30 protein-coding genes, 1 riboswitch and 1 other annotated feature are annotated in these 25,914 nt (G+C 36.6%); of the genes, 11 read left to right on the plus strand and 19 right to left on the minus strand.

Annotation, left to right across the window (positions count from 1 at the left end):
- Positions 1 to 23: 23 nt before the first annotated feature.
- From BPMYX0001_RS17370 to BPMYX0001_RS17385, 4 genes are all read right to left on the minus strand, one after another.
- Positions 24 to 851, minus strand: coding sequence for an aldo/keto reductase (locus BPMYX0001_RS17370; RefSeq protein WP_003208340.1), 828 nt, complete (start codon positions 849 to 851; stop codon positions 24 to 26).
- A 151-nt stretch (positions 852 to 1,002) separates the two neighbouring features.
- Complete coding sequence (locus BPMYX0001_RS17375; RefSeq protein WP_006095886.1) at positions 1,003 to 1,506, minus strand: DNA topology modulation protein; 504 nt, start codon at positions 1,504 to 1,506, stop codon at positions 1,003 to 1,005.
- Positions 1,507 to 1,539: 33 nt separating this feature from the next.
- Positions 1,540 to 2,064 carry a GrpB family protein gene (locus BPMYX0001_RS17380; protein ID WP_006095887.1) on the minus strand — a complete coding sequence of 175 codons (525 nt, stop codon included), beginning with the start codon at positions 2,062 to 2,064 and terminating at the stop codon, positions 1,540 to 1,542.
- Between the two features lie 68 nt (positions 2,065 to 2,132).
- Positions 2,133 to 2,396: a YqkE family protein gene (locus BPMYX0001_RS17385; RefSeq protein WP_003208337.1), complete on the minus strand. Its 264-nt coding sequence runs from the start codon at positions 2,394 to 2,396 to the stop codon at positions 2,133 to 2,135.
- Positions 2,397 to 2,627: 231 nt separating this feature from the next.
- Between BPMYX0001_RS17385 and BPMYX0001_RS17390 the strand changes: the two genes are divergently transcribed.
- Together BPMYX0001_RS17390 and BPMYX0001_RS17395 are read left to right on the plus strand one after the other, a co-directional pair.
- Positions 2,628 to 4,217 (plus strand): bifunctional metallophosphatase/5'-nucleotidase, encoded by a 1,590-nt coding sequence (locus tag BPMYX0001_RS17390; protein ID WP_006095888.1) that lies wholly within the window; start codon positions 2,628 to 2,630, stop codon positions 4,215 to 4,217.
- Between the two features lie 242 nt (positions 4,218 to 4,459).
- Positions 4,460 to 4,903, plus strand: coding sequence for a ferritin-like domain-containing protein (locus BPMYX0001_RS17395; RefSeq protein ID WP_006095889.1), 444 nt, complete (start codon positions 4,460 to 4,462; stop codon positions 4,901 to 4,903).
- A gap of 154 nt (positions 4,904 to 5,057) precedes the next feature.
- Here the strand turns inward: BPMYX0001_RS17395 and BPMYX0001_RS17400 are convergent, their stop codons facing one another.
- Positions 5,058 to 5,534 (minus strand): ribbon-helix-helix domain-containing protein, encoded by a 477-nt coding sequence (locus BPMYX0001_RS17400; RefSeq protein ID WP_006095890.1) that lies wholly within the window; start codon positions 5,532 to 5,534, stop codon positions 5,058 to 5,060.
- A 133-nt stretch (positions 5,535 to 5,667) separates the two neighbouring features.
- Here BPMYX0001_RS17400 and BPMYX0001_RS17405 point away from each other — a divergent pair, with 133 nt between their 5' ends.
- Entirely contained in the window at positions 5,668 to 6,666 is a 999-nt protein-coding gene (locus tag BPMYX0001_RS17405; RefSeq protein ID WP_033799086.1) for an alpha/beta fold hydrolase, read from the plus strand.
- Positions 6,667 to 6,798: 132 nt separating this feature from the next.
- Positions 6,799 to 8,118 (plus strand): Na+/H+ antiporter family protein, encoded by a 1,320-nt coding sequence (locus BPMYX0001_RS17410; RefSeq protein WP_006095892.1) that lies wholly within the window; start codon positions 6,799 to 6,801, stop codon positions 8,116 to 8,118.
- A gap of 27 nt (positions 8,119 to 8,145) precedes the next feature.
- Here BPMYX0001_RS17410 and BPMYX0001_RS17415 read toward each other — a convergent pair whose 3' ends face one another.
- Positions 8,146 to 9,084 (minus strand): LacI family DNA-binding transcriptional regulator, encoded by a 939-nt coding sequence (locus BPMYX0001_RS17415; RefSeq protein WP_006095893.1) that lies wholly within the window; start codon positions 9,082 to 9,084, stop codon positions 8,146 to 8,148.
- Between the two features lie 147 nt (positions 9,085 to 9,231).
- A complete protein-coding gene (locus tag BPMYX0001_RS17420; RefSeq protein WP_018766107.1) occupies positions 9,232 to 9,711 on the minus strand; it encodes a GNAT family N-acetyltransferase in 480 nt (159 codons plus the stop codon).
- An 83-nt stretch (positions 9,712 to 9,794) separates the two neighbouring features.
- Between BPMYX0001_RS17420 and BPMYX0001_RS17425 the strand changes: the two genes are divergently transcribed.
- Positions 9,795 to 10,718 carry an alpha/beta hydrolase gene (locus BPMYX0001_RS17425; protein ID WP_033799704.1) on the plus strand — a complete coding sequence of 308 codons (924 nt, stop codon included), beginning with the start codon at positions 9,795 to 9,797 and terminating at the stop codon, positions 10,716 to 10,718.
- A 15-nt stretch (positions 10,719 to 10,733) separates the two neighbouring features.
- Here the strand turns inward: BPMYX0001_RS17425 and BPMYX0001_RS17430 are convergent, their stop codons facing one another.
- Positions 10,734 to 10,979, minus strand: coding sequence for a DUF2552 family protein (locus tag BPMYX0001_RS17430; RefSeq protein WP_003200083.1), 246 nt, complete (start codon positions 10,977 to 10,979; stop codon positions 10,734 to 10,736).
- 141 nt (positions 10,980 to 11,120) lie between these two features.
- On the opposite strand from BPMYX0001_RS17430, the gene BPMYX0001_RS17435 reads away from it, so the two are divergent.
- Positions 11,121 to 11,327: a CDGSH iron-sulfur domain-containing protein gene (locus BPMYX0001_RS17435; RefSeq protein WP_003200081.1), complete on the plus strand. Its 207-nt coding sequence runs from the start codon at positions 11,121 to 11,123 to the stop codon at positions 11,325 to 11,327.
- Positions 11,328 to 11,365: 38 nt separating this feature from the next.
- On the opposite strand, the gene crcB (BPMYX0001_RS17440) is transcribed toward BPMYX0001_RS17435, so the two are convergent.
- Complete coding sequence (gene crcB / locus BPMYX0001_RS17440) at positions 11,366 to 11,719, minus strand: fluoride efflux transporter CrcB (RefSeq protein ID WP_016116195.1); 354 nt, start codon at positions 11,717 to 11,719, stop codon at positions 11,366 to 11,368.
- Entirely contained in the window at positions 11,716 to 12,120 is a 405-nt protein-coding gene (crcB, locus tag BPMYX0001_RS17445) for a fluoride efflux transporter CrcB (RefSeq protein WP_003208320.1), read from the minus strand. Before crcB (BPMYX0001_RS17445) ends, crcB (BPMYX0001_RS17440) begins: the two co-directional genes overlap by 4 nt.
- 313 nt (positions 12,121 to 12,433) lie before the next feature.
- Positions 12,434 to 12,577: riboswitch (FMN riboswitch) on the plus strand.
- Between the two features lie 308 nt (positions 12,578 to 12,885).
- Here crcB (BPMYX0001_RS17445) and ribD point away from each other — a divergent pair.
- The 4 genes from ribD to ribH are packed head-to-tail and all read left to right on the plus strand — an operon-like array spanning position 12,886 to position 16,324.
- Entirely contained in the window at positions 12,886 to 13,998 is a 1,113-nt protein-coding gene (gene ribD, locus BPMYX0001_RS17450) for a bifunctional diaminohydroxyphosphoribosylaminopyrimidine deaminase/5-amino-6-(5-phosphoribosylamino)uracil reductase RibD (protein WP_033799087.1), read from the plus strand.
- Positions 13,980 to 14,624 carry a riboflavin synthase gene (ribE, locus tag BPMYX0001_RS17455; protein ID WP_018766111.1) on the plus strand — a complete coding sequence of 215 codons (645 nt, stop codon included), beginning with the start codon at positions 13,980 to 13,982 and terminating at the stop codon, positions 14,622 to 14,624. Before ribD ends, ribE begins: the two co-directional genes overlap by 19 nt.
- Positions 14,625 to 14,636: 12 nt before the next feature.
- On the plus strand, positions 14,637 to 15,830 hold the full coding sequence (locus tag BPMYX0001_RS17460) for a bifunctional 3,4-dihydroxy-2-butanone-4-phosphate synthase/GTP cyclohydrolase II (RefSeq protein WP_006095898.1): 1,194 nt from the start codon (positions 14,637 to 14,639) through the stop codon (positions 15,828 to 15,830).
- A 32-nt stretch (positions 15,831 to 15,862) separates the two neighbouring features.
- On the plus strand, positions 15,863 to 16,324 hold the full coding sequence (ribH, locus tag BPMYX0001_RS17465) for a 6,7-dimethyl-8-ribityllumazine synthase (RefSeq protein ID WP_006095899.1): 462 nt from the start codon (positions 15,863 to 15,865) through the stop codon (positions 16,322 to 16,324).
- A 32-nt stretch (positions 16,325 to 16,356) separates the two neighbouring features.
- Here ribH and BPMYX0001_RS17470 read toward each other — a convergent pair whose 3' ends face one another.
- The 9 genes from BPMYX0001_RS17470 to BPMYX0001_RS17510 all read right to left on the minus strand — a co-directional run bounded on the left by BPMYX0001_RS17470 (position 16,357) and on the right by BPMYX0001_RS17510 (position 23,855).
- On the minus strand, positions 16,357 to 16,677 hold the full coding sequence (locus BPMYX0001_RS17470; RefSeq protein WP_018766113.1) for a hypothetical protein: 321 nt from the start codon (positions 16,675 to 16,677) through the stop codon (positions 16,357 to 16,359).
- Between the two features lie 357 nt (positions 16,678 to 17,034).
- The gene (locus tag BPMYX0001_RS17475) at positions 17,035 to 17,265 is read right to left on the minus strand and encodes a hypothetical protein (protein WP_327843999.1); all 231 of its coding nucleotides are present in this window, start codon (positions 17,263 to 17,265) and stop codon (positions 17,035 to 17,037) included.
- A gap of 327 nt (positions 17,266 to 17,592) precedes the next feature.
- Positions 17,593 to 18,591 (minus strand): biotin synthase BioB, encoded by a 999-nt coding sequence (bioB, locus tag BPMYX0001_RS17480; protein ID WP_018766115.1) that lies wholly within the window; start codon positions 18,589 to 18,591, stop codon positions 17,593 to 17,595.
- On the minus strand, positions 18,545 to 19,405 hold the full coding sequence (bioC, locus tag BPMYX0001_RS17485; protein WP_033799088.1) for a malonyl-ACP O-methyltransferase BioC: 861 nt from the start codon (positions 19,403 to 19,405) through the stop codon (positions 18,545 to 18,547). The genes bioB and bioC overlap by 47 nt, the downstream gene beginning before the upstream one ends.
- Positions 19,371 to 20,111 (minus strand): alpha/beta fold hydrolase, encoded by a 741-nt coding sequence (locus tag BPMYX0001_RS17490; RefSeq protein WP_006095902.1) that lies wholly within the window; start codon positions 20,109 to 20,111, stop codon positions 19,371 to 19,373. The genes bioC and BPMYX0001_RS17490 overlap by 35 nt, the downstream gene beginning before the upstream one ends.
- A 1-nt stretch (position 20,112) precedes the next feature.
- Positions 20,113 to 21,294, minus strand: coding sequence for an 8-amino-7-oxononanoate synthase (gene bioF / locus BPMYX0001_RS17495; RefSeq protein WP_033799089.1), 1,182 nt, complete (start codon positions 21,292 to 21,294; stop codon positions 20,113 to 20,115).
- On the minus strand, positions 21,260 to 21,988 hold the full coding sequence (bioD, locus tag BPMYX0001_RS17500; RefSeq protein ID WP_006095904.1) for a dethiobiotin synthase: 729 nt from the start codon (positions 21,986 to 21,988) through the stop codon (positions 21,260 to 21,262). The genes bioF and bioD overlap by 35 nt, the downstream gene beginning before the upstream one ends.
- Complete coding sequence (gene bioA / locus BPMYX0001_RS17505) at positions 21,988 to 23,376, minus strand: adenosylmethionine--8-amino-7-oxononanoate transaminase (RefSeq protein ID WP_033799090.1); 1,389 nt, start codon at positions 23,374 to 23,376, stop codon at positions 21,988 to 21,990. The genes bioD and bioA overlap by 1 nt, the downstream gene beginning before the upstream one ends.
- A gap of 122 nt (positions 23,377 to 23,498) precedes the next feature.
- Positions 23,499 to 23,855 carry a hypothetical protein gene (locus tag BPMYX0001_RS17510; RefSeq protein ID WP_003200096.1) on the minus strand — a complete coding sequence of 119 codons (357 nt, stop codon included), beginning with the start codon at positions 23,853 to 23,855 and terminating at the stop codon, positions 23,499 to 23,501.
- 144 nt (positions 23,856 to 23,999) lie between these two features.
- Positions 24,000 to 24,221, plus strand: a binding site (T-box leader).
- A 257-nt stretch (positions 24,222 to 24,478) separates the two neighbouring features.
- On the opposite strand from BPMYX0001_RS17510, the gene nhaC reads away from it, so the two are divergent.
- Positions 24,479 to 25,852, plus strand: coding sequence for a Na+/H+ antiporter NhaC (gene nhaC, locus BPMYX0001_RS17515; RefSeq protein WP_003208412.1), 1,374 nt, complete (start codon positions 24,479 to 24,481; stop codon positions 25,850 to 25,852).
- The last annotated feature ends 62 nt before the right edge of the window (positions 25,853 to 25,914 follow it).

Consider the following 25,914-nt stretch of genomic DNA (forward strand, 5'->3'; position numbering starts at 1 on the left):
TACCGTAATCGGTAGCGTTTTTTTTACATCGTATCGTATTTATCAGGATTTGTTCCAACATGTAAATTGCGATCAAGCGTATCAATTTGTTTGATTTCTTCTTCTGTTAATGAAAAATCAAAAATAGTAAAGTTCTCTTGAATACGCGATGGTGTAACAGATTTAGGGATTGTTACAATGCCACTTTGAATATCCCAGCGTAAAATAATTTGAGCAGGCGTTTTTTCATACTTTTTAGCAATTTCTTGAATAATCGGATGTTGAAATACTTCGCCGCCTCTCATTAACGGGCTCCATGCTTCCATTTGAATTTGTTCATTTTGACAAAAATCACGTAATTCAAACTGTGCAAGCATCGGATGAAGCTCTACTTGGTTCACCATCGGCTTCACATTACAATTTGGCAACAACTGTTCTAAATGGTGCTGATGAAAATTTGAAACACCAATTGCACGTACTTTTCCTTCTTCATATAATTTCTCAAGGGCACGATATGTATCTATGTATTTCCCTCTTATTGGCCAGTGAATCAAATATAAATCCACATAATCCATTTGTAATTCCTTCAAACTTTTGTCAAATGCTTGAAGTGTTGCTTCATAGCCTTGATCGTCATTCCATACTTTTGTCGTAATAAACAATTCTTCACGTGCGATTCCTGATTCACGAATCGCTTCTCCGACACCGCTTTCATTTTCATATACAGTCGCTGTATCAATAGAGCGATATCCAACTTCTAAAGCTGTTTTTACCGCTTGCTTTACTTCTTCTCCCTCTTTTGCTTTATATACACCTAAACCAAGCATCGGCATTTTCACGCCATTATGAAGTGTAGTTGTTGGAATATACATGGGCCGTTCCTCCTTCTTCTCTCCTGCGAATTCTATAGACAGGATACCGCTAAATTTTATAACCGTCACTTTATTTGAACAAGATTCTTGAAAAAAGTCAAAAAATATATACAGTTAACATAATAATTTTATTAAATAAGACTGTTTCATCTTATAGCTTTTGTAAAAACTCCTCTATTTCAGCTGAAGATTTGAAAATAACAATATTTTTCTCAGCAGATACAGCTTGTATTTTCCCAAAAATAGCAGGTCGTTTCACTTTTGGATACGTCCATACCCACTTCAAGAACTCAAAATCTAATTGTTCTTCACACCCTTCTCCCATATCAGGGCGCGTTTTATTATGATATTGTATCCTTCTTTTTATTACGCGATATAAACATTGTATTCTTGGCAAATCAATAAAGATAATGGTATCAGCTGCCTCTAATCGTATATCCATTGTAAATCCATAGTTTCCATCGATAATCCAAGCTTCCTGCGTTACTAATTCTTTTTGTACCTGTATTTGTTCTTCGCGACTTGCTAGCACCCAATCTTTTTTCCAATAGAGTGCATCAAGATGAAATACTGGAAGTTGTAGTATCTCCCCTAATCGCCGTGAAAAAGTTGATTTTCCAGCTCCCCCAGAACCAATAATCATAATCTTTCTCATCTCTTCTCTCCCCTTGCAAAAAATAACGCAAGCTTACTCGCTTCCGTTATTTTTTCTCCACTCAAGTGCTTTCTCATCAATGTTACGCACGAAGTCATTCTTTCCTTCTGTATATTGATCTCCATCATATGTGAATTTTTCTGCTAAATCTTTTTTCAATGCCGCATATACCTCTGCCTCTTCACAGTGTGCCATCATATAATCGCGAAATGCTAAATGACGTGTAATTTCCGGATTTCCTGTTCCGAAAACATGTAAATGATACGATCGTTTTTCTTCTGTTCCATGAATAAAAAAGCGGCGACCCGGGATACCATTCTCACCTTTTACAATGTAACCAAGTTGTTGAAAACATTCATTCCAATGATCTACGCTCTCAATGTTCTCTACTTCCATAATCATATCAACAATTGGCTTTGCTGCGAGTCCCGGTACTGATGTGCTACCAATGTGATGTACTTTCACATGTTCTGGCATCGCTGCTTTTAACCTCTGTGATTCTATTTGAAATTTCTCACCCCAATGGTTTTCATAAGGAACGACTACAATCTTTCTCATCCCAATTCCCCTTTTCTTATCAAATCGCTAAAAAATCATCAGGACAATTGTACTAATGATTTTTTACATTATTTAAAGTCTTTCCAAGTGAGATTACTTTCACTTAATAATTCTTCAAACGATTTATTCTTTTCACGTTCCTTTTGCTCTTTACGCTTTCTTTCTTGTTCTTCTATTTCTTTTTGCTCCGCTCTTACTTGTAATTCTTTCTTCTTACTTTTCAATTGATTCATTAACGATTTATTCAATTGATCACCAATTGTAATGGAATCTTTCTCTGGCTGATTCATTTGCGTTTGTCTTTGCATTTGTCTCTGTTTCTTTTTCTTCATACTGCTCACCTTTTACTTTTTTCTCCATTATAGGGGAAATACCTTACTCTCGACAATAAAAAAGACCATTCACTTTCGATTTCCCTATTATTTTTATTTTGTAAAGATGTAAAGAGAAAAATAAAATTTCATTAATTTTTATAATAAAAAGAATTTTTATAGCAATAACTCTCTTAATCTATTAAAATTATGTCGTATGATGTCAGATTATAAAAAAGGGAGAGAAAACTCATGTGGAAAAAAGTCATTCCTGCAGCTTTAGTATTAAGTACAATTACTTTTTCAAGTGTATTTGCTGCACCTCCATCTCAAGTACCAGCAGAACAAAATCGCTACATAGACGTACAAATGCTTGGTATTAACGACCTTCACGGTCAACTAGACACTGTAAAGAAAATTAACAACAAAGAAGCCGGGGGAGCTGAATACTTAGCTGCTTATTTACGTGATCGTGAAAAACAAAACCCAAATACACTTATGGTTCATGCTGGCGATATTGTCGGAGCAAGTCCTCCAGTTTCTGCATTATTGCAAGATGAACCTACAATCGAATTTTTAAATGATTTAGGTTTTGATGTTGGAACTATTGGAAATCATGAATTTGACGAAGGTATTAACGAAATGAATCGCCTTATTTACGGTGGGTATCACGAAAAAACAGGGAATTTTAAAGGAGCAAACTTCCCTTATGTTGCTGCAAATTTCTACAATAAATCAACTGGACGCTTATTTCTACCACCATTTACTGTAAAAATGGTACAAGGAGTTCCTGTCGGCTTTATCGGGGTTGTAACAACGGATGTTCCTAACGTTGTTATGCCTACTATGCTAAAAAATGTACAAATTACAGATGAAGTTGAAGCAATTAACACATCCGTAAAACAACTGAAAAAACTAGGTGTTAAATCGATCGTTGTTCTTGCACATAATGGAGGTACAACGGATGATAACGGCGTAACAAATGGCGATATCGTTCGCTTAGCAAATGAGACTGATCCAGAAGTCGATGTCATTTTCGGCGGTCATAGTCACACTTATGTAAATGGAACCGTTAATAACAAACTTGTCGTACAAGCAAATTCTTATGGAATGGCTTTCGCTGATGTCGATGTAAAAATTGATCGTAAAACAAAAGATATTATTGAGAAAAAAGCAGAAGTTGTTACAACCTACCATGAAGGAATAAAACCTGACCAACAAGTGAAAAAGAAAATGGATCAGTATCAAGAAAAAATTGCTCCTCTTGTAAATCAGGTTGTTGGAAAATCTACCGCTCCAATGGATCGTAAACAAAATGCCGCGGGTGAATCCACTCTTGGAAATTTAATTGCTGATGTTCAGCGCTCGACCATGAATACTCAAATTGCCCTCATGAATCCTGGTGGTATTCGCAATGATCTAGATGCTGGCGATATTACATGGGGAGAATTATATGGCATTCAACCATTTGGGAATCAATTGATAAAAGTTAATTTAACTGGTCAAGACATTCGAGATATTTTGAATCAACAGTGGCAAAAAAGTGTAACAAGAATGCTTCAAATTTCAGGTATTCAGTACACTTGGGATGCGAATAAACCAGACGGTGAAAAAGTTACCAATATCCATTTAACAAATGGAGAAGAGCTAGTTGCCTCTAAAACTTACAGCGTTGTTGCAAATGCTTTTCTAGCTTCAGGCGGTGATGGATTTGTATCCTTTAAAAATGGAAAAGATGCCGAAACAGGACCAACTGATTTCGAAGCGTTAGTGGATTATGTAAAACAAGTAAAAGAACCGATTCAACCTATTATTGATGGGAGAATTCAAAAAGTTAATTAACTTTTCTTTTAGATAAATTTATAAAAAAGAGAGAAACTATATTATTAAATTATGATTTTTCAAAAATTAATCTTTATGATAAGAACCCTGTATTCCATTAGAATACAGGGCTTTTTATTGATCTCTATGGAGAAAGGACATGCAATAAAAATTCACTTTCCCCTAAATAACCTTTTAAAGGATATGCACTCAGTATATTGATTTCTCGTAGGATATATGAGCAGACACTGGGAGGTGAACATATGTATTCTTATTCAAATGATTGCAATTTGATATACAGACAAAACGACAAGCTAATTCATGACATTGAAAATGCAATTAACGGAGAGTATAGTGCAATAAATTGCTATGCTAAATTAGCTAATTTAGCTCCACAAGATAATGAACGCAATCAAATACTCGAAATCCGACAAGACGAAATAAAACATTTCCAGCAATTTGTACAAATTTATATTCATTTAACCGGTAAACAACCTCAGCCAAAAATTATTGAACAATGTCCAGATTCTTATGTGAATGGATTAGAATACGCGCTACAAGATGAGCAACGAACAGTCGATTTTTACTTGAAAATTGCAGATGATACTACAGATCAATATATTAAAGAGACATTTCGTAGAACAGCAGCAGATGAACAAAATCACGCCGTTTGGTTCCTATATTATTTTTTAAAAGCTAAAAAATAATAATTGTTTTATACAAAGCAAATGCCTGATCCATGAAGATTTTCTCATCCCCACCCAACTCCTTTACTTTCACTAAAAACTCTAACTATCTACAAATAGCTAGATAAAAACACAGAGGATACATGCTCTTACATTGAACATAGTATCCTTTCTTTCATTTATCCTGATACATTTCATCAGCTTCTTCATATTTCCGCAAAAATTCTATCAACGCTTCTTCTACAATTCTAGATTTATGAATACCTGTTGCATCCGATACAACGTCTAGTTTCTCTAAAATTTCCGTATATATAGAAAAAGTACGTTTTTTCTTCTCATTACTTTTGACTATTTTGGGGATAATAAGTTCCTCTCGTTTTCGCAGTAATTCATAAATTTTTTGCAATTGTTCATAAATCAAAACCTGATAATCTGTTTTGACATATTGAAGCGCAGTAGCTTCTTGAAGATATAAATGGCGGGGCTCTTCTCCCTCTCCAATGAATATTCGTTTCTTCTGTTCACCATCATATTCATATCCAAGCACTCTTAACTTTTTCGACAATGCATATGGGCTCATGTCGAGGCGTTTCGCAATAATAGCAAGTGGTTCACGTTTGTTTAAGCAATCTATAATTTCTCCAACCGTCACTTTCTTCCCCCTCTCCCTGAGCTCTCATAGTTGAAATACAGTCGGCATGTTATGATACAATAATTTCTTAATAGTATATGCAAAATCGTACACCCTTGCGATACATACCATTAGAGAAAAGGAGGTTTTTTATATGCTGTTTCGTAGCCACACTCCACAGTTTTACAACGAATTTAAGAATCCAACTTCAAATAGCGTCGCTACGATAGAAAGCGTGACGATTAACAAGCATCAGCAATCTCTACTCATTCGTGGTCAAGACGTAAATCAACCTATTTTATTATGCTGTCATGGCGGTCCTGGCACGGCACAAATTGGATTCATTCGCCATTTTCAAAAAGATTTAGAAAAGCACTTTATTGTTGTCAATTGGGATCAACGTGGAGCAGGAAAATCTTTTTCTTGGCGGGATATAAAAGCACCTTTCACAATTGAACAATTTGTTTTAGATGCACTTGAAGTAATAAAATACCTTCTTTCTCGCTTCAAAAAACAAAAACTATTTCTCGCTGGACATTCTTGGGGAAGTATTATCGGTCTACAAATTGCAAATCAATATCCAGAATACATCGAAGCCTACATTGGCATCGGTCAGATTGTACATATGAAGCAAAACGAAGAATTGCTCTATCAGCATTTAATTCATTCTGCAAAAAAACATGGACACGAGCGGGCATTGACCTCTCTAACAAAACTAGGAAAACCTCCTTTTCTAGATATGCGGCGTCTTATCATTCAAAGGAAGTGGCTCGGTACATTTGGAGGAGCAGTTCAAAACGGGACTTCGTTTTCTTTCATTCGTAAAGGGCTATTTTCTTCAGAATATACATTGCTAGATTGGGTGAGATTTCTCGCAGGAAATATGAAATCTGGGGCATTATGGGAAGAAATGCTGACAGTAGATTTCTTTTCTTCAATCTCAAAACTTTCCGTACCTGTTTATTTTTGTTCTGGTCGTTTCGACTATCAAACACCTTATGCACTCGTTCAACAATATTGCGATACAATTCAAGCACCCATCAAAAAAATGATTTGGTTCCCAAACTCTGCTCATTCACCAAATTTAGAAGAACCTAAACTGTTTGCAAAGTCTTTATGCTCTATTAAACAAGAGCTATCTTTTCTACACTAGTAATCGTTATACCTTTTACATTTCACAGAAAACATTTTATAATTACATGTTGCAACTTTACTCAAGTTAGTAAGCATTTCTATCCAGAATAAGCTGCACAAACAGAAAAAGATCAGGGAGATTACATTTATTATGAACGCTGTACTCATCGCAGTAGCAGTGATGCTACTGCTTAGTTTATTACGTGTCCAAGTCATTGTCGCTATTATCGTCGGTGCCTTAACAGGTGGACTAATTGGTGGACTTGGAATTTCAGAAACAATCAATACTTTTACTACGGGTCTTGGAAACAGTGCTCCAATCGCTTTAAGTTACGCCATGCTCGGAGGATTTGCTATTTCTCTTTCCAAAACAGGTCTGCCCGACGCTATGATTCATACTGCACTGAACTTAGTTGGTAATGAAAAAGACACACAAAAGCAAACATATTCAAAAATACTCATTTTATTTATTATTTTGGCAATGGCTTGTTTTTCACAAAATGTTATTCCGGTTCATATTGCTTTTATCCCTATTCTAATTCCAGCGCTTTTAAAAGTACTAAATGAACTGAAAGTGGACCGCCGGCTTGTTACATGTATTATTACATTCGGATTAATCACTCCTTACATGTGGGTTCCAGCTGGATTTGGAAAAATTTATCACGATGTACTACAAACAAATGCACAGCAAAGCGGACTTACATTTGATGTAGCGCTTATCCCAAAAGCAATGACAATTCCAGCAATAGGAATGATTATCGGTCTATGTATCGCTGTTTTCATTACATATCGTAAACCACGTACTTATCACACCGAACCTATTCATGCCGCATCTGATGAAGCCGCTCCTTATACAAAAAGAAGCATTTCCTTTGGGTTATTGTCTATTATCGCAACACTAAGTGTGCAGCTAGCAACAGAATCCATGATTTTTGGCGCACTAGCTGGAATCATTGTATTATCCGTTAGTGGTAGCCTTCCTTTAAAAGAAGCTGACGCTATTTTAACAAGTGGTATGCGAATGATGTCATTTATCGGTTTCGTCATGATTTCTGCCGCTGGATTCGGAGCAGTTCTTCGGAAAACAGGGCATGTTGAATCACTTGTTCAGACAAGCGTCAATTTAATTGGAAACAGCAAACCGCTCGCTGCCTTTCTTATGCTTGTTATCGGTCTGCTCGTTACGATGGGAATCGGTTCTTCCTTTTCTACCATTCCGATTTTAACAACCATCTTCGTCCCGCTATGTATCCAACTTGGGTTTAGCCCGATGGCAACCATCGCGATTATCGGTACAGCTGGTGCATTAGGTGATGCTGGTTCTCCAGCATCTGATAGTACACTAGGACCTACCTCAGGTTTAAATGCTGATGGCAGGCATCATCATATATGGGATACGTGTGTCCCAACTTTTCTTCACTACAATATTCCGTTACTTATATTCGGCTTTATTGCTGCTATAACATTATAAAAAAGGTGCGTTTACTAGACGCACCTTTTACTTTGTAGATTCTCGTTCGATTAATATAAACTCTTGCTTCACTTCCTCAAGTTTTACTTGTTCCTTTTTCATTTTCCCTACCAATCTTTGTACAGCTAATACTCCTTGCCTTTCAAAACAACTTCCAATTGTTGTCAAAGACGGCGTAACCCATTCACCTTGTAAACTTCCCTTAAAACCAATGACTTGCAAATGATTCGGTATATGGAGATCAAGAGCATTCGCCGCGCGAATTGTAGCAATTGCAATCGCATCGCTAGCAGCTACTATACCATCTATATAAGGATGCTTCCGTAATAATTCAGCAATTTGACTTTCCTCATCTTGTCCCTTTATTTTTTCTTCTCGATAAGCAATTCCTTCATCCCAAACAGCATCTAAAAAACCAGCAGTGTGCTCTTCCATTGCTTCGTCTTCTATCTTATCCCCAATATAAGCAAGAAAATGACAACCTTTTTCTTTCAATACAGTAACGGCCTTTCTACCACTTTCATAATATGTAGAAATAGATGCTGCCTCTGTTCCGCCCTCAAGTACAACAAATGGAAGGGAAAGTTGCTTCACATGCTCAAATACATCTTTCGTCATAATAACGCCAGCAATATTATTTTGCATTAATATATCTATATATCCTGTTTTATTTTCTGTATTACAAATAACAATTTGATATCCTTCTTTATATGCAGCCTCTTCTACTGAACGAAGTAATGTTATATAGGATGGATCTTCTAAATTTGATACTAATATAGCAATCATTGTCGAAGATTTTTTAAATAACGCCTTCGCTACAGCATTTGGTTTATACTGTAGTTCTTCAATTGCTTGTTTTACTTGTTTTACTGTATCCTCATGAACATACCCTTTTTCATTAATGACTCGTGAAACGGTTGCGACTGAAACACCGGCCAATTTTGCAACATCACGTATGGTTGCCACATCGTCACCCCTTAATATGGTAATAGCTTACAATTTAAACCTAAAACAAAGTAGGCTATTCGTCAAGGTTATTATTTTATATTTCTGAAAATTGTTACATAAAATACTTCTTACATTTTCCATCTTCAACATATATAAAGATGGATTTTATAAATTCATTTTTTCTAGTTGAATTTCATGTAAAATCGCGATGTTATCATAGCCAATAAGCGGAATTTCTCGCTTTATCTTCCTTGCTTCCTTGACCGCATCAATATATAAATTCGTCATCATAAAACCACGTTTCTGATAAAAACGAAGTGCGTTTGTATTATCATTTGTTGTAATAAGCCACACCTTTTTACAACATTGTTTTTTTGCAATATCAATTACGTACTCTACAAGCTTAGTTCCAATTCCCTTGTTCTCCTTAAAGCTATCTAAAGAAACAATCTCACAATCATTTTCTTTTATTTCATATGTAATAATTCCTATTATTCTGTTATCTTCAGTTGCAATAAAACCAGGCAATTGATCTAACTGATGTGCTCTTTCACGTGAAACCATCAACGTGCTTCCCCAATTTTCATGCATAAAAAGTTCAATTGTTTTTCTCATTTCCACTGTGATTTTTTGTATTCGAATCATGTCCCACTCTCTCCCCCTTTTACATCATTATGATACAATATAAGTGTATCATATGCAGAGATATTTGGAGGATGAGGGAAGATATGAAACGTTTTTTTACAGCATTGCTAACCATAATAGGAGCATTAATTGGTATCGGTATTTTCTTTACCAATAAAGTAATGTATTTAAAGAAAAAAACAGAGGAAGAAATTTTAGAACGTGAAACAAAAAAACACTTTCGCTTAGAGGATTTTAACGCCATTCCAAAAGAAGAGGTTCGTATCCCGTCTCAATTTAAATACGACCTTCACGGCTACTACATTTCTGCAGGCAATTCTAATAAATTTATGATTTTTTGCCACGGTGTAACCGTAAATAAAATAAACTCTGTCAAATATGCAAATTTATTTTTAAACAGAGGCTACAATGTATTTATTTATGATCATCGTCGCCATGGTAAAACAGGTGGTAAAACGACAAGTTATGGCTATTACGAAAAATATGATTTAAAGACGGTAGTTGACTGGCTCAAAGACCGTTTTGGTACAAATATTATACTTGGTGTTCATGGAGAATCAATGGGAGCAGCGACATTGCTACAATACGCAGGTATGGTGGAAGACGGTGCTGATTTTTACATTGCAGATTGTCCATTTTCTGACTTCTACGAACAATTACACCATCGCTTAAAAGTCGAGTTTCATTTACCAAAATGGCCACTACTACCATTGGCAAATGCCGTTTTAAAAGTACGAGACGGTTATACAATACGTGAAGTTTCTCCTATCGATTGTGTAAAAAACATAAATAATCCAGTCCTTTTTATTCATAGTAAAGACGATGACTATATTTTATGTGATATGACAAAAGCCCTTTATGAAGCAAAAGAAAATAATAAACAGCTCTTTATTGCAGAACACGGTGCACACGCTTGCTCTTATAACGAAAATAGACAAGAGTATGAGGATGCCGTTGATCAATTCTTAGAAACATATGTAAAAGAAACAAAAAACAGGCTTGCATAAGCCTGTTTTTTCATATTACTGCGCTAAAACATCTGTAACTTGTTCCATATTTTCAGAAATCCATTTTACCGCTTCATCAAGCGTTTGAAATTCTGTCGTTTGAAATGTTACCTCATCTTGCAAAAGCCACACATCTTTTGCTTCTTGTCCCACACCTGCAATCGACCAATGAAGTAAGCTATATGGATGATTATCATTTAAAAACGATGCCCAAGTGCGCTCATTTGCAATATTTTGTAATGTACGTAATTGTTTATTCATGTTTCGTCACCTTACTGTATTTCAGTTATAAACGTTATTATAACATTCTCTGCCCCTACACACAAAGAACTGTTTTCTTATTGTCAAGTGCTTCCTACAATTATATGATGAACATAAGCGTTTGAGAGGAGGGGAATAACGTTGGCAAAAGTTCAAATTAAAGTAAATGATAATGGTTCATTTCGCATTACAGGGGATGTGGAATTAATCGACTCACAAGGGAATGCTTTCCCGGCAAAACCTGCATTTTCTTTATGTCGCTGCGGCTTATCAAAAAATATGCCTTATTGCGACGCTTCGCATAAAGGCATATTTGAATCTGTTGTTCGAGCACCAAAGGGAGAATAATGATATAAGAAGCACGCGCAATGACTTGCGCGCGCTTCTTATATATGCCCTATATAAAAACCTAAAAATGCTGAAAAAATGCCTAGCATATAACTCATTATTAAATACAATACAGCCTTTTGTCCTTCTCGCTTATGTATCAATTGAACAATTTCAAGTTTAAATGTTGAAAAAGTAGTAAATGCTCCCATAAATCCTGTTCCGCATAATAATAGCCATGTACTACTCACCTCAGCTCCATACAATAGACCTAGTAAAAATGAGCCTAATATATTTACAAATAGTGTTCCATATGGAAACAAGCTTCCGTACTTTTCTTTCATTGCATTACTAATAGAAAATCTAGCAATTGCTCCAAAAAAACCACCGATTCCTACAAGCAATATATTCATAGTGCTCCTTCTTTCTTCATGCTTTTTTCATATAATGCATTTCCAAGATAAAATCCAAATAAAGAAAAGAGCAATCCTCCAACTACACTTGTACTTACATAATAAAATGCCATAAGAAACGCTTCATGCTGCATGAATTTCAACGTCTCTACGTTAAATGTTGAAAAAGTGGTAAAAGAACCAATCATTCCTGTTCCAATGCTACTCATTATCACTTGTGAAACATGTTTCATACGAAACAAATACATCGTTAAAAATGCCAATAAAAAACTACCAATCATATTCGCTGACCATGTTGCCAGCGGAAAAGAATCGACTGAATGAATACCAGCCCATTGTCCTAATTCGTATCGTGCTAAAGCTCCAACAATACCACCGATTCCTACTGCAATATATTTCATATTTCCACCTCGTTTACATATACTGAAATCTTTCCCATACTATATATACATTTTGATTCTCCAACATTTAAGTCGCGGCTATGAAAACAAAAGCAGACCTCCATTTATTTTCTCCTTTTGTTTAACATGGCATGGGGTGAACCGCCTCGGACTCTCTCTCCTCCCCTAAAAAGAAAAGGTTTTCTATCAAGTTTTCAATTTGTATTTATATAGTATAACAAAATTAATTTCCCCCTTCATTTTCATACAATTCTTCACATTCGAATATTTTTTACTATCCCTTTTTCTTTTTTGTGCTATAATGTGAGCAAACAGCATCCTTCGGGGTCGGGTGAAATTCCCAACCGGCGGTGATGAAGTGCACACTTCTAAGTCCGTGACCCGTTTCCAACTCGGAAACGGTGGATCTAGTGAAATTCTAGGGCCGACAGTATAGTCTGGATGGGAGAAGGATATGTTTTCTAGTGCTTATATAGCGAATACACTTTTATTTTGGCGTACACATTTTTACTGATTCGTTTTGAATCACTGTATATGTTTTATTTCATATACCTATTTTTCTATGCTGAAATAAAAAGATACGACTAGCGTATAAAAAATTGATAGTTTGCTAGGCTTTTTTCTCGTGCAAAAATATCAATTATCGTTAGGCTTCTTTCCTATACTCTCGTATTCGAACTATATTACTAGAAATCACGTCTCCCAAACCCCAAGGATACTATTATCCTTGGGGTTTTTTGATTTTTCTTAGGAGAGGTGAAAAGAATGACAGACCAAGAATATATGAGGATTGCCTTGCAATTAGCACAAAGTACTGCAGGTCAAACAAGTCCAAATCCAATGGTCGGTGCTGTTGTTGTAAAAGATGGAAACATCGTTGGAATGGGAGCGCATCTGCTTGCAGGCGAAGAACACGCTGAAGTTCACGCTCTTCGCATGGCCGGTGATAAAGCAAACGGCTCCACTGTATATGTAACGTTAGAGCCGTGTAGTCACTTTGGAAAAACTCCACCGTGCTGCGATCTACTTATTGAAAAAAAGGTGAAACGTGTTGTAATTGCCACACTTGATTGCAATCCGCTCGTTTCAGGTAGCGGTGCAAAACGTTTGCAAAAAGCTGGTATTAGCGTAACTACTGGTGTTCTCGAAGAAGAGGCCACCGCATTAAACCGGTACTTTTTCCACTATATGAAAACGAAACTGCCGTTTGTAACAATAAAAACAGCGATGAGTTTAGATGGAAAAATAGCAACTACTACCGGGGAAAGCAAATGGATTACAGGTGAAGTTGCTCGTACAGATGTCCATCAATATCGTCATACGCACGATGCCATCCTTATCGGAGTGAATACTGTCATAGCTGATAATCCATCTTTAACAACACGCCTTCCAAACGGCGGCAAGCATCCGATTCGTATTATTTTAGATACACATTTACGAACTCCGCTATCCTCTCATGTCATTACAGACGAGATGGCACCAACATGGATTATTGTTGGAAAAGATGTAAATAAAGAAAAAATAGCGGGCTACGAATCTCAGGCGGTATCTGTACTTCAAATGAAGACGAGCCAAATTGAAATACGCGACCTTCTCCTCCTTCTCGGTGAGAAACAAATCCTTTCACTCTTTGTTGAAGGTGGACAATCGGTACACGCGAGCTTTTTAGAAACAAAGTGTTTCAATGAAATTGTGACCTATATAAGTCCAAAATTAATCGGCGGAAAAGATGCTCCAACTATGTTTGGTGGCACCGGCTTTATAAAACTGCAAGATGCAATTTCCTTGCAAATTCAAGAGATGAAACAAATTGGTGATGATATAAAAATCGTTGCTAGTGTGCGAAATGAGGTGCCTGCATGTTTACAGGAATTGTAGAAGAACTTGGAACTGTTTCGAATATCAGGCAAAGCGGAGAAGCGATGAAGCTAACAATTACAGCAAACACAATCTTGTCAGACGTAAAACTAGGAGACAGTATTGCTGTAAATGGGATCTGTTTAACCGTCACTTCTTTTACAGCGTCTTCTTTTACTGTTGATGCGATGCCTGAAACGGTGCGAGCGACATCATTACGTATGCTCGGCACCAGTTCTAAAGTAAATTTAGAACGAGCAATGGCTGCAAACGGACGCTTTGGTGGACATTTCGTCACAGGGCATATCGATGGAATTGGAACCATTTTAAATAAAAAACAGCACTACAATGCTATATATTACAAAATTGGAATTCCAGATGATTTACTCCGTTATTGTTTACAAAAAGGGTCCATTGCTGTTGATGGCACAAGTTTAACAATATTTGATATAGATGAATCTTCCATTACAATCTCGCTCATTCCACATACCGTAAGCGAATCTATCATTGGTAAAAAAGCGGCGGGAGATATTGTGAATATTGAATGTGACATGATTGGAAAATATATCGAACGTTTTATTTCAAAGCCAACAAAGCGAAGCACTTCAGTTACAGAAAGCTTTTTACAAGAAAACGGATTTCTATAAGGAGGAAGCACAATGTTTCATCGTATTGAAGAAGCACTAGAAGATTTAAAACAAGGAAAAGTCGTCATCGTATGTGATGATGAAAGCCGTGAAAACGAAGGAGATTTCATCGCTTTAGCAGAGAACATTACACCAGAAACAATTAATTTTATGATTACACATGGCCGTGGCCTTGTCTGTGTACCGATTACAGAACAATATGCGGAACGCTTACAGTTAGAGCCTATGGTTTCTCATAATACAGATTCTCATCATACTGCGTTTACAGTAAGCGTTGACCATATTTCTACAACAACAGGTATTAGTGCTTACGAACGTGCAACGACTGTGCGCGAATTATTAAATCCGGATTCAAAAGGAACAGATTTTAATCGTCCGGGTCATATCTTTCCTTTAATCGCCAAAGAAGGTGGAGTCCTGCGCCGCGCTGGGCATACAGAGGCAGCTGTTGATTTAGCAAAATTATGTGGCGCAGAACCAGCCGGAGTTATTTGTGAAATTATAAATGAAGACGGCACGATGGCACGTGTTCCTGATTTAGTACAAGTTGCAAAACAATTTAATATAAAAATGATTACGATTGAAGATTTAATCGCCTATCGCCGCCATCATGAAACGCTCGTGACAAGGGAGATTGAAATTACATTACCGACAGATTTCGGTACATTTCATGCAATCGGTTATTCCAACTCATTGGATCAGAAAGAACATATCGCTCTCGTAAAAGGAGACATTTCTACTGGTGAACCTGTTCTCGTTCGTTTGCATTCTGAATGTTTAACTGGCGATGTTTTCGGTTCATGCCGCTGTGACTGTGGTCCACAGCTTCATGCTGCTCTTTCTCAAATTGAACGCGAAGGAAAAGGTATTCTTCTTTATATGCGCCAAGAAGGCCGCGGGATTGGCTTGCTGAATAAGCTCCGTGCATACAAATTACAAGAAGAAGGATTAGATACTGTTGAGGCAAATGAAAAACTAGGATTTCCTGCCGATCTTCGCGATTACGGTATTGGTGCCCAAATCTTAAAAGATCTAGGGTTACAGCAATTGCGTTTATTAACGAATAATCCAAGAAAAATCGCAGGTTTGCAAGGTTATGATTTAGAAGTTGTCGAACGCGTACCATTGCAAATGCCAACAAAAGAAGAAAACAAAACATATTTACAAACAAAGGTAGAAAAATTAGGTCACCTATTAAACTTATAATCTATTAATTATAATTAAAGGAGAGATATATTATGGTATTCGAAGGTCATTTAGTTGGTACAGGATTAAAAGTAGGGATTGTTGTTGGACGTTTCAATGAATTTATTACGAGCAAACTACTAGGCGGTGCACTAGACGGTTTAAAACGACATGGTGTAGAAGAAAATGATATTGATGTTGCATGGGTTCCAGGCGCATTTGAAATCCCATTAATCGCAAAGAAAATGGCAAACAGCGGCAAATACGATGCTGTCATTACACTAGGTACAGTCATTCGCGGTGCTACAACTCATTATGATTATGTTTGTAATGAAGTTGCAAAAGGTGTTGCCTCTTTATCATTACAAGCAGACATCCCAGTTATTTTCGGCGTATTAACGACTGAAACAATTGAACAAGCAATTGAACGTGCTGGTACAAAAGCTGGCAACAAAGGATATGAATCTGCAGTTGCTGCGATTGAAATGGCTCATTTATCAAAACAATGGGCATAAAAAAAGAGGCTTTCGCCTCTTTTTTCTTCTATTTATTTTCCCACTTTTTTCCGCACATCTTTTATCAATTCAGCCATCGTTTTTCCTTCTGTCTTAATACGAAGATTTTGAGCTGTTTTCCAGACATTTTCTCGCTTCTTTTCTTCCTCTACAATATGTAGCTCTTTTCTTACTTCTTTTAGATCCTTCCCTTCAGTTTCAATACCAAAATGCTCAGCTTTTGTTCGAAAATGCTGTTCGATTCTTTGCTGCATTTCTTTCTGTTCCGGATTTTCAGCTGCCTTAACAGGATCGGTGCTTATTGCCTTTAATAAAATAAGAAAGGTCATAATAGCTAGTATATATTTGTGCATTTGAAATCCTCCAACCCGAAATAAATTACACCTTTACTATGTACAATTACAGGGTGGAAAATTCGCCCACACAATTAAATTTTTTACTAAAAAGCTACTTATCTGAAGGACTAGAGGTACTTTATTACATTTTATTTACAATAAAATTTCACGAAAGACTACATTCATAAAGCTACAATCAATTTTTATTCATCTCTTAATTAAGTAACATCGTTCAAAACTTGAACGGTGTTGAAATAAGCTAAATTTCTAAGAAAGCTAATGTTAATATTTCACAATTATTGCTTAATTAAGACGAAGTAATAGAAAACGTTCACAAGAAAAAACGACTTTTTTAACATTTAATTATTAATCTTCCTAACATTCAAGATCACTGTCATCCATACTATATGGGCAAAAATCTTCTTGAATAAATCGCACTGCATTTAAAGCGATTATCTGTGCAGGCATAGAAGGATTACCATCTGGCAATCTAAGTTGCCGCCCAATTACTTGCTCTATTTTAGACAAAATATTAAATAAAAACTTATTATCAGTAGCTAAGGTAAGTGCATTCACCACAGAAGGATTACTTAATTGATTCGTCATATTTGTCCCTGCTTCAAGAACTAGCACGGAAGTACATTTATCATCTGTCAATTCTTTAGCGATTACCCCTCCGGTAGTTCCAGCACCAATCACAATATAATCGAAATATTTTTTTATTTACCTTTTTATTTCAATCACCCCTCCTTTATTTTCCATATGTGTTATTTGTTAGTGGAAAAAGGTGTTTGTACACAAAAGAAAATATTTTCCTTTGTAATGGAAACCATAAAACAGCCATCCTTTCATAAATATTCCATGAAAAAATGGCTGTTTTGTATAAACTTTATTCGATTATTCTAATCTACAAAGGGGCTTTCCCCCTCATTTTTACAGCGCACATTCCTCAATCTCAAACCCTAAATCTTCAATCATATTCCAATCTGCTGTTGGCTCTTGCCCCTCTGTTGTTAAATAATCACCAACAAAGATTGAATTTGCTGCGAATAAGCCAAGCGGCTGCACAGAGCGCAAATTAATTTCGCGGCCACCGGAAATTCGAATTTCTTTTGATGGATTGACAAATCGCATCATCGCTAGTACTTTTAAACATTCTACTGGTGTTAATTCTTTCTGTCCTTCAAGCGGTGTTCCTTTTACAGCAACAAGGAAGTTACATGGAATAGAATCCGCATCTATACGTTGTAATTCAAGCGCAATTTCAACGCGCTGCTCTTTCGTTTCCCCCATTCCAAAAATCGCACCAGAACATGGGGAAATACCCGCTTGCTTTGCTTTTTCTACTGTATCTACACGATCATCATACGTATGTGTTGAGCAAATGCTATCATAATTGTTTGCATGTGTATTTAAGTTATGGTTATAACGGTGAACACCTGCTTCTGCTAAGCGTCCTGCTTGATCCTCATTTAAAAAACCTAAGCAGCAGCAAATTTTCAAATCCGTTGTTTCACGGATTTCTTTCACTGCACCGATAACATGATTTACTTCTTTATCAGTTGGACGACGACCAGATGCAACAATACAGTATGTACCCGCTTTACGGCGAATTGCTTCGTGTGCACCTTCAATAATTTTTTCCTGTGTTAACCATGCATACTTATCGATTGGTGCCTCTGAAACGATAGACTGTGAGCAATACCCACAATCTTCTGGGCATAATCCAGATTTCGTATTAATAATCATATTTAATTTTACTTTTTTACCAAAATGATGATGACGTATGATATAAGCTGCATTCATAATCTCTAATACTTCTGTATCATCTGCTTCTAAAATAGCTATCGCTTCTTCTTTCGTTATACTTCTGCCCTCTACTACTTCAGATGCAATTTGCTTCCAATCTACTTTTGTTTGTACTTGTTTCATTTCTTCTCTTCCCCTCTTTTTCAATATACGCAAATAAAGCATGGTACGTTGCTACAATTTCCCCTTCTTCCGTGAAATCTTTTTCGTATATGCGGAGCATAGTTCGAAAGATAGATGGGCTTTGACAGTAAGATTCTGCATTGCTATTCGTCGCGCCTACTTTCCGAATCGATTGCAGAAACTCACGAACTGTAGCAAACTTCTCTATGTAACATGTTTCAGAAACATGAACATCCCCTGTTACACTTTCACATACATCTTGCAGCTGTTCTCTCGTTAAAAAATGTTGTCCAACAGATGCATCATTTTGCATATTTCTTTCTTCTTTAGCACTTTGAAATGCCGTATGAAGTTCTTGAAATGTTTGCTCTCCAAATGTTGAAAATAACAACAAGCCATCCTCAAATAAATGATGATGATATAAACGTTTCACCGTTGTTTGCAAATCGTTTAGCCATTGAAATGTTGCACTTGAAATAATGACATCAAATGACTCACTTAATGTAAGATGTTCAATATCTTCACACCGAAATGTCACAGATTCCACGTGATTTCTCGTTTTCGCAACAGCAATCATACTTTCAGCAAAATCAATTGCAGTAATTGCTGCATTTGGAAAGGAAACAGCTAATTGCTCAGTCAAATAGCCTGTGCCACATCCGAGTTCTAAAATACGGATGGACGACATCTTGTGATAGTGTTTTTTCATTATAGAAATTAATTGTTGCGCCATCTTTTTTTGTACACTTGCATATTGATCATAGGATACAGCTGCCCCATTAAATCGTTTTTGTAATAACGTTTTGTTGATCATTTTGTATCCCCTCTACAAACTGGATGATTTCATTTGCGCAATATTCGGAATCAGTTACACAAAGTGCATGCCCAGCTCCATTTATTACTTTAAGCGCCCCATTCGTATTTTCTTGTATATAGCGAGCAGCAGATAGTGGACATATCGCATCCTGTTCTCCATGAAGAAGTAATACCGGCATCTTTACATGCTTTAACTGACTTCTCATATCCATCTCTATTAAATAATCAAGTCCCAGCTGTAAAGATTCAATGGAATCACCTTGAAAACGTTCTGCAATGTCTTCAAATTGTTCACTATCTTTTATCTCTTGTTTTGTAAACATACTTTTATAGAAACGCTCCAATGTGTGGTCCTTTCCCTTCACTAAACTTCTTTTAATCCGCTCTACAAAAGGAAGTTTCCATCCACTCTCGTAATTTTCATCCACTGTAAACTTTGCTGTACCACCTATTAAAATCATCCCTTTTACCCGCACTCTATCACATGCTTGAAGGGCAGCTAATGCACCAAGTGACCATCCAATCAAAATCACATCCTGCCCTCTTGCAGCTTCTGCTACTCGTTCTGCAAACTCACTAAGTTCTTTTACACCACGCCATTCAACATGCCAGACAGAATATTCCTGAAAATATGGAAGTAATGGATCCCATACTTGTTTTTCCATCCCCCATCCAGGAATGAAAATAAGCTCGGGCTGTTTCATCTCATTCCCCCTCTTCTTTACCAATTCGAATGATTTGCTCAATAGCCCATTGCAAGTCAGCTTTTGTATGTTCAGATGTAACTGCGAATCGGATTCGCGAACTATTATATGGAACAGTTGGTGGCCTGATAGCAATTGCAGCAATTCCTGCCTCCTGCAGTTTTTCACTAAAATGTAGCGTAGCTTCATTCGACGCCACAATAATTGGTACTATATGTGTTGAACTATCACCAATATTGAAACCAACTTCTTCTAAAGCATTGCGGAAATAAGCTCCATTTTCTAAGAGCCGCTGCCGTCTTCCCTCATCTTCCTTCACAATTTCAATTGCACGTTTCATTGCGCCAAGTGTCCCTGGCGGTAATGCTGTTGTGAAAATGAAGCTTCTCATCGTGTTTTTCATATAATCGATACAAATTGCATCACCTGCTAAATAAGCTCCATAACACCCTAGCGCTTTACTAAACGTTCCCATATGAATGTCGATTCCTTCAGAAAGTCCCTGCTCTACATGCGCTAAACCAGCACCATGCTTTCCATATATTCCACCTGCATGCGCCTCATCAACCATCAATAATGCTCCATATTTTTCTTTCAGCATAATCAACTCTTTTAGATGCGCAACATCTCCATCCATGCTGAAAACCGTGTCTGTTACGATTAACTTTCGCTTTGCGACAGGTGCCATCCGCAACAATCTTTCCAAATATTCTAAATCATTATGTCGATATCTTTTATGTTCTGCACCGCTAAGCATAATCCCATCAACAATGCTGGCATGATTTAACTTATCGCTAAAAACAATGTCGTGACGCCCAACTAAAGAAGAGATTGCCCCGACATTTGCTGAATATCCACTGTTCACAATGATTGCTTTTTCAGTTTCTTTCCAATCACAAACACTCTGTTCGACCTCTTCATATAGTGCATAATTTCCTACAACAAGTCGTGATGCTGTCGCTCCTACTCCATATTCCTTTGTCGCTACAATAGACGCTTCTTTTAATCGTCTATCTCCCGCCAAGCCTAGATAGTTATTCGAAGCTAAATTTAACATACGTTTTCCATTCCTAATAAGCCATGGTTCTTCAGCTTGCTCAGTCATAACTACATGTCGATATTGTGATTTCTCTTTCAAACGATTTAAACTAGAGTGAAAGTGTAAATTCCACGTTTGATCCATGTTTGACGAACTCCTCTAAATTTGAAATCGTAATATTCTCTTCTGCTGCTTTCAATAGTTCTTCACGCGTAAACCCTTCTTGAAGCTCTGGTAGTAAACCCAAAACCGGAATACCACTTAACTCCTCAATCATTTCTTTATTCTCTTGCACACGTTCCTTCTCACATTCCTTACAGCCGGATAAAATAACACCCGCAACTGTTAAACCATGGGCTTTCGCATACGAAATCGTTAAAACGGTATGATTCACAGTACCTAACGCCGGACGTGCGACAATAATAAGTGGTAATTTCAATTCCTTTGCAAAATCAACCACTAAAGCATCTTCTGTATATGGGACTGCAAGACCACCTGCACCTTCTACAAGCAAACTATCAAATTCTGTCATTAACTCATTATAATGAGCCGTAATTTGTGCTAGTGTCACAGTTCTTCCTGCTCGCCGCATTGCCAATCTTGGCGCGAGAGGTTCTTCAATAGAATAAGGACTAATGCGATCAGCCTCTGTCATTACTCCTGATGCCATTTTCAATCTAACTGCATCCCCTTCTGGATTCGAAGCGATGTGCCCGCTTTGCAATGGTTTATATATCCCTACGTTATACCCGCGATTTCTAAATACTCCTGCTAATGCACCTGTAACAACTGTTTTTCCCACTTCCGTATCCGTTGCCGTTATAAAAAAGCCACCCATTATTCTCCCTCCGTAACATCTGCAATTGCTTGATATAAAATGTGCAGCATTTCATCAATCTCATCTACTTGAGATGCTAACGGTGGCATAAATACAATGGTATTACCAAGCGGACGTAAAATCATTCCTAGTTCTCTTGATCGCTTACACACTTCCACGCCTACTCGCTCCGTCCATTCAAACGGCTCTTTCGTTTCTTTATTTTTCACAAGTTCAATTCCTACCATCAATCCACACTGACGAATATCTCCAACATGTTTGTATTCATAAAGTGCTTCCAATTGTTTCCCTACATATTCTGCTTTGTATGCAACATCTTTTACTAGATTTGTTTTTTCATAAAGTTCTAAATTAGCAATTGCAACTGCGCAACCTAATGGATTGCCGGTATAACTATGACCATGGAAAAATGTTTTCTGCTCTTCATAGCTACCTAAAAAAGCATCATAAATTTCATCTGTTGTCACAGTAATAGCTACCGGTAAATACCCACCGGTTAAGCCTTTTCCAGCTGTTAAAATATCCGGTGTAACATTTTCATGTTCACAAGCAAACATTTTTCCAGTACGACCAAATCCCGTTGCCACCTCATCTGTAATAAATAAAACATTATATGTTGTACAAAGATCTCGAAGACCTTTTAAATATCCTTTCGGCATTGTAATCATACCGCCTGCACCTTGCATTAACGGCTCTACAATAATAGCTGCAATCTCATCATGTTTTTCTTTTAATAACTTTTCCATTTCTTCCAAATGTTTTTGAACAATTTGTTCTTTGTCATCCCCATAAGGAGAACGATATGTATATGGATATGGCATTTTTATTGCTTCAAATAAGAGCGAACTGTACACTTGGTGAAACAAGTCAATCGCTCCTACTGAAACAGCTCCAATTGTATCTCCATGATATGCTTCTTTTAATGTAATAAACTTTTGTTTTTTAGGTTTTCCTTTATGCTGCCAATATTGAAAAGCCATCTTAATTGCAATTTCAACAGCTGTAGAACCAGAATCTGAATAGAATACTTTTTTCAAACCTTCCGGAACAACTTCAATGATCTTTTCTGCAAGTAAAATCGATGGCACATTTGCAAGTCCTAGCATAGTCGAATGCGCGACTTTATTTAATTGTTCACGAATTGCATTATCTAATTCAGGAACATGATGTCCATGAACATTAAGCCAAATGGATGAAACGCCATCCCAATAACCATTTCCATTTACGTCATATAATTTACGGCCTTCTCCTCGCTCAATAATAACTGGATCTTCCGCTAAATAGTCCTTCATTTGCGTAAATGGATGCCATACGTATGCTTTATTTTTCTCAGCCAACTCTTCATATGTATAGGTTGTTCTTTTACTTGTATTGCTACTAACAGTCACAATTGTCACCCCTAATGTTAACTTTTATATAAATATAGTTAACATTAAAATTAAAATACTGTCAATTATTTTAAAAGGTAAATGTTCTTAAAAAAGAACGACTTATCATAAGATAAGTCGTTTTATTTTCCATGCTGAATCTTTCCGATTTCCAAAATAATCTCTTCGTCTTTTTTCCCTTCAGTATCAATTCCAAGTTGTTTTGCATGTTCTATAAGCAGCTCATGACGCTTTTCAAACCTTGCTGTATTTAACTCTTTTTGAATTTCTTTTTCTGTTTTTCCTTCAAGAGGAACACCTAATTTAGCAGCTGTTTTCTCTCTATTCTTTTCTTCTTTGACTTTCTCTAATTCCTTTGTTTCTACTTTTTGCTCAACCTTTAATTTCGGTTGATCTGGTGATGCCGCAAATACTGTATAAATTCCAGCACCTCCACCAAGAACAAGTAAGGTTGTCAAAAGAAATAATTTTTTCTTCATTCACTCCCCTCCTTTCTATTTTCATTATAACGCACAAATAAGAACTAAAAAAAACATTCTCTCGTTATTTTCTTAAAAAAAATAATAAGTATATATGTTGACATATGTGATAGATATGTGATAAAAATTTAACTAACATCATATGAATCGGCGATGATAGGATTTAGTAGTATTTCGTTTTCTGATTTCAGAGAGCTGGTGGTCGGTGCGAACCAGTACAGAGCGAATTATGAATTACCCCCTGGAGCTTCTTTTACGAAACGTTTGGAGTAGTGAAAGACGGTTATGGACCGTTATTTCTACAGAGTGGTGAAATGAAACTGTTTCACAATTTAGGGTGGTACCGCGATTTTTTTCGTCCCTGCATATACTGCAGGGGCGTTTTTTATTTTCTGTTGGTGCATATTATACGACCCTTTATTTTGTGCTACGTTCATTTCACAAGCTAGGGTGGTACCGCGATTCTTTTCGTCCCTGCATATTTATATGCAGGGACGTTTTTTTATGATGCTAAACAATTACCGGTAATTTGTCGCAAAATTCTAAATTTTAGAAGGAAATATACAATATTGGCGAATTTTATATAAAAAAGAACTATTTTAGATTATTAGGAGGGGCAAACAATGGTTTCAAAAATTGAATCTATTCTTTTAACATTTTTCATCTTTTTCTGTATTGGCTTTAGCGTTATTCAATTAGGAACATCACCACACATCCCAATTTTATTTGGCATTATTGTATTATTAGCATTTGGATTTATTAAAAAAATCCCTTGGTCTACTATGGAAAAAGGAATGATAAGTAGTATTTCAGCTGGTATTCCATCCATTTTCATCTTCTTACTTGTCGGTGTATTAATTAGCGTTTGGATCGCTGCTGGGACAATTCCAACATTAATGGTATACGGATTCGGGCTTGTAGCACCAAAGATTTTCATCCCGACAGTCTTTGTTGTTTGTGCAATTGTCGGAACAAGTATCGGCAGCGCCTTTACAACAGCAGCGACAGTAGGACTTGCTTTTATGGGAATGGGTACTGCTCTTGGATACGATCCAGCACTTATTGCTGGTGCAATTGTTTCTGGAGCTTTCTTCGGGGATAAGATGTCTCCTTTATCGGATACAACAAACTTAGCTCCTGCTGTAACAGGAGTGGATCTATTTGAACATATTCGTAACATGCTTTGGACAACAATTCCTGCTTTCATTATTGCCTTTATCGCTTTCTTCATTTTAGGAAGTGGTTCTTCAGGAAATGTTGATTTCTCTACTTTTACAAATGCGTTAGAAAAGAATACAATCATTTCAATTGTCACACTTATTCCGATTCTATTACTATTCGTATGCGCATTTAAAAAAGTACCGGCTGTTCCAACTTTACTTGCTGGCATTGTAGCTGGTATTATCATTCTCTTTATTTTCAAGCCGGGTACATCACTTGCTGATTTGATGAAAATTATGCAAGATGGCTATGTTGCTAAGACAGGCATAAAAGATATTGATAGTTTATTATCACGCGGTGGATTACAAAGTATGCTTATGTCAATTGCACTTATTTTCCTTGCTCTTTCTATGGGTGGGTTACTACAAGGAATTGGCATTATTACTCAGCTTATGAACATTATTTCTAATTTCGTTAAGACAAGCACTCGTTTAATTATTTCTACCGCTTCAACAGCAATTGGAGTTAACTTCTTGCTTGGTGAGCAATACTTATCTATCGTTTTAACAGGACAAGCATTTGCTAACAAATACGATGAAGTCGGTTTAGAACGCCGTAATTTATCACGCGTACTAGAAGATGCAGGCACAGTTGTTAATCCTCTTGTACCATGGGGCGTAAGCGGCGTCTTCTTAGCAAACGTACTAAGCGTTCCAACAATTGATTATGTTCCATACTCAATCTTCTGCTTAGCTTGCCCAATCGTTACAATTATCGTTGGATTCACAGGATTCGGGCTTTCATGGAAAAAAGAAAAAACTGTTTCAGTTTCTTAAATGAAATATAAAGAAAAAGGGATTACCGACAGTGGTAATCCCTTTTTTCTTTATTCCTCTAT

It is taken from the genome of Bacillus pseudomycoides DSM 12442, from assembly GCF_000161455.1.
GTDB lineage: Bacteria > Bacillota > Bacilli > Bacillales > Bacillaceae_G > Bacillus_A > Bacillus_A pseudomycoides.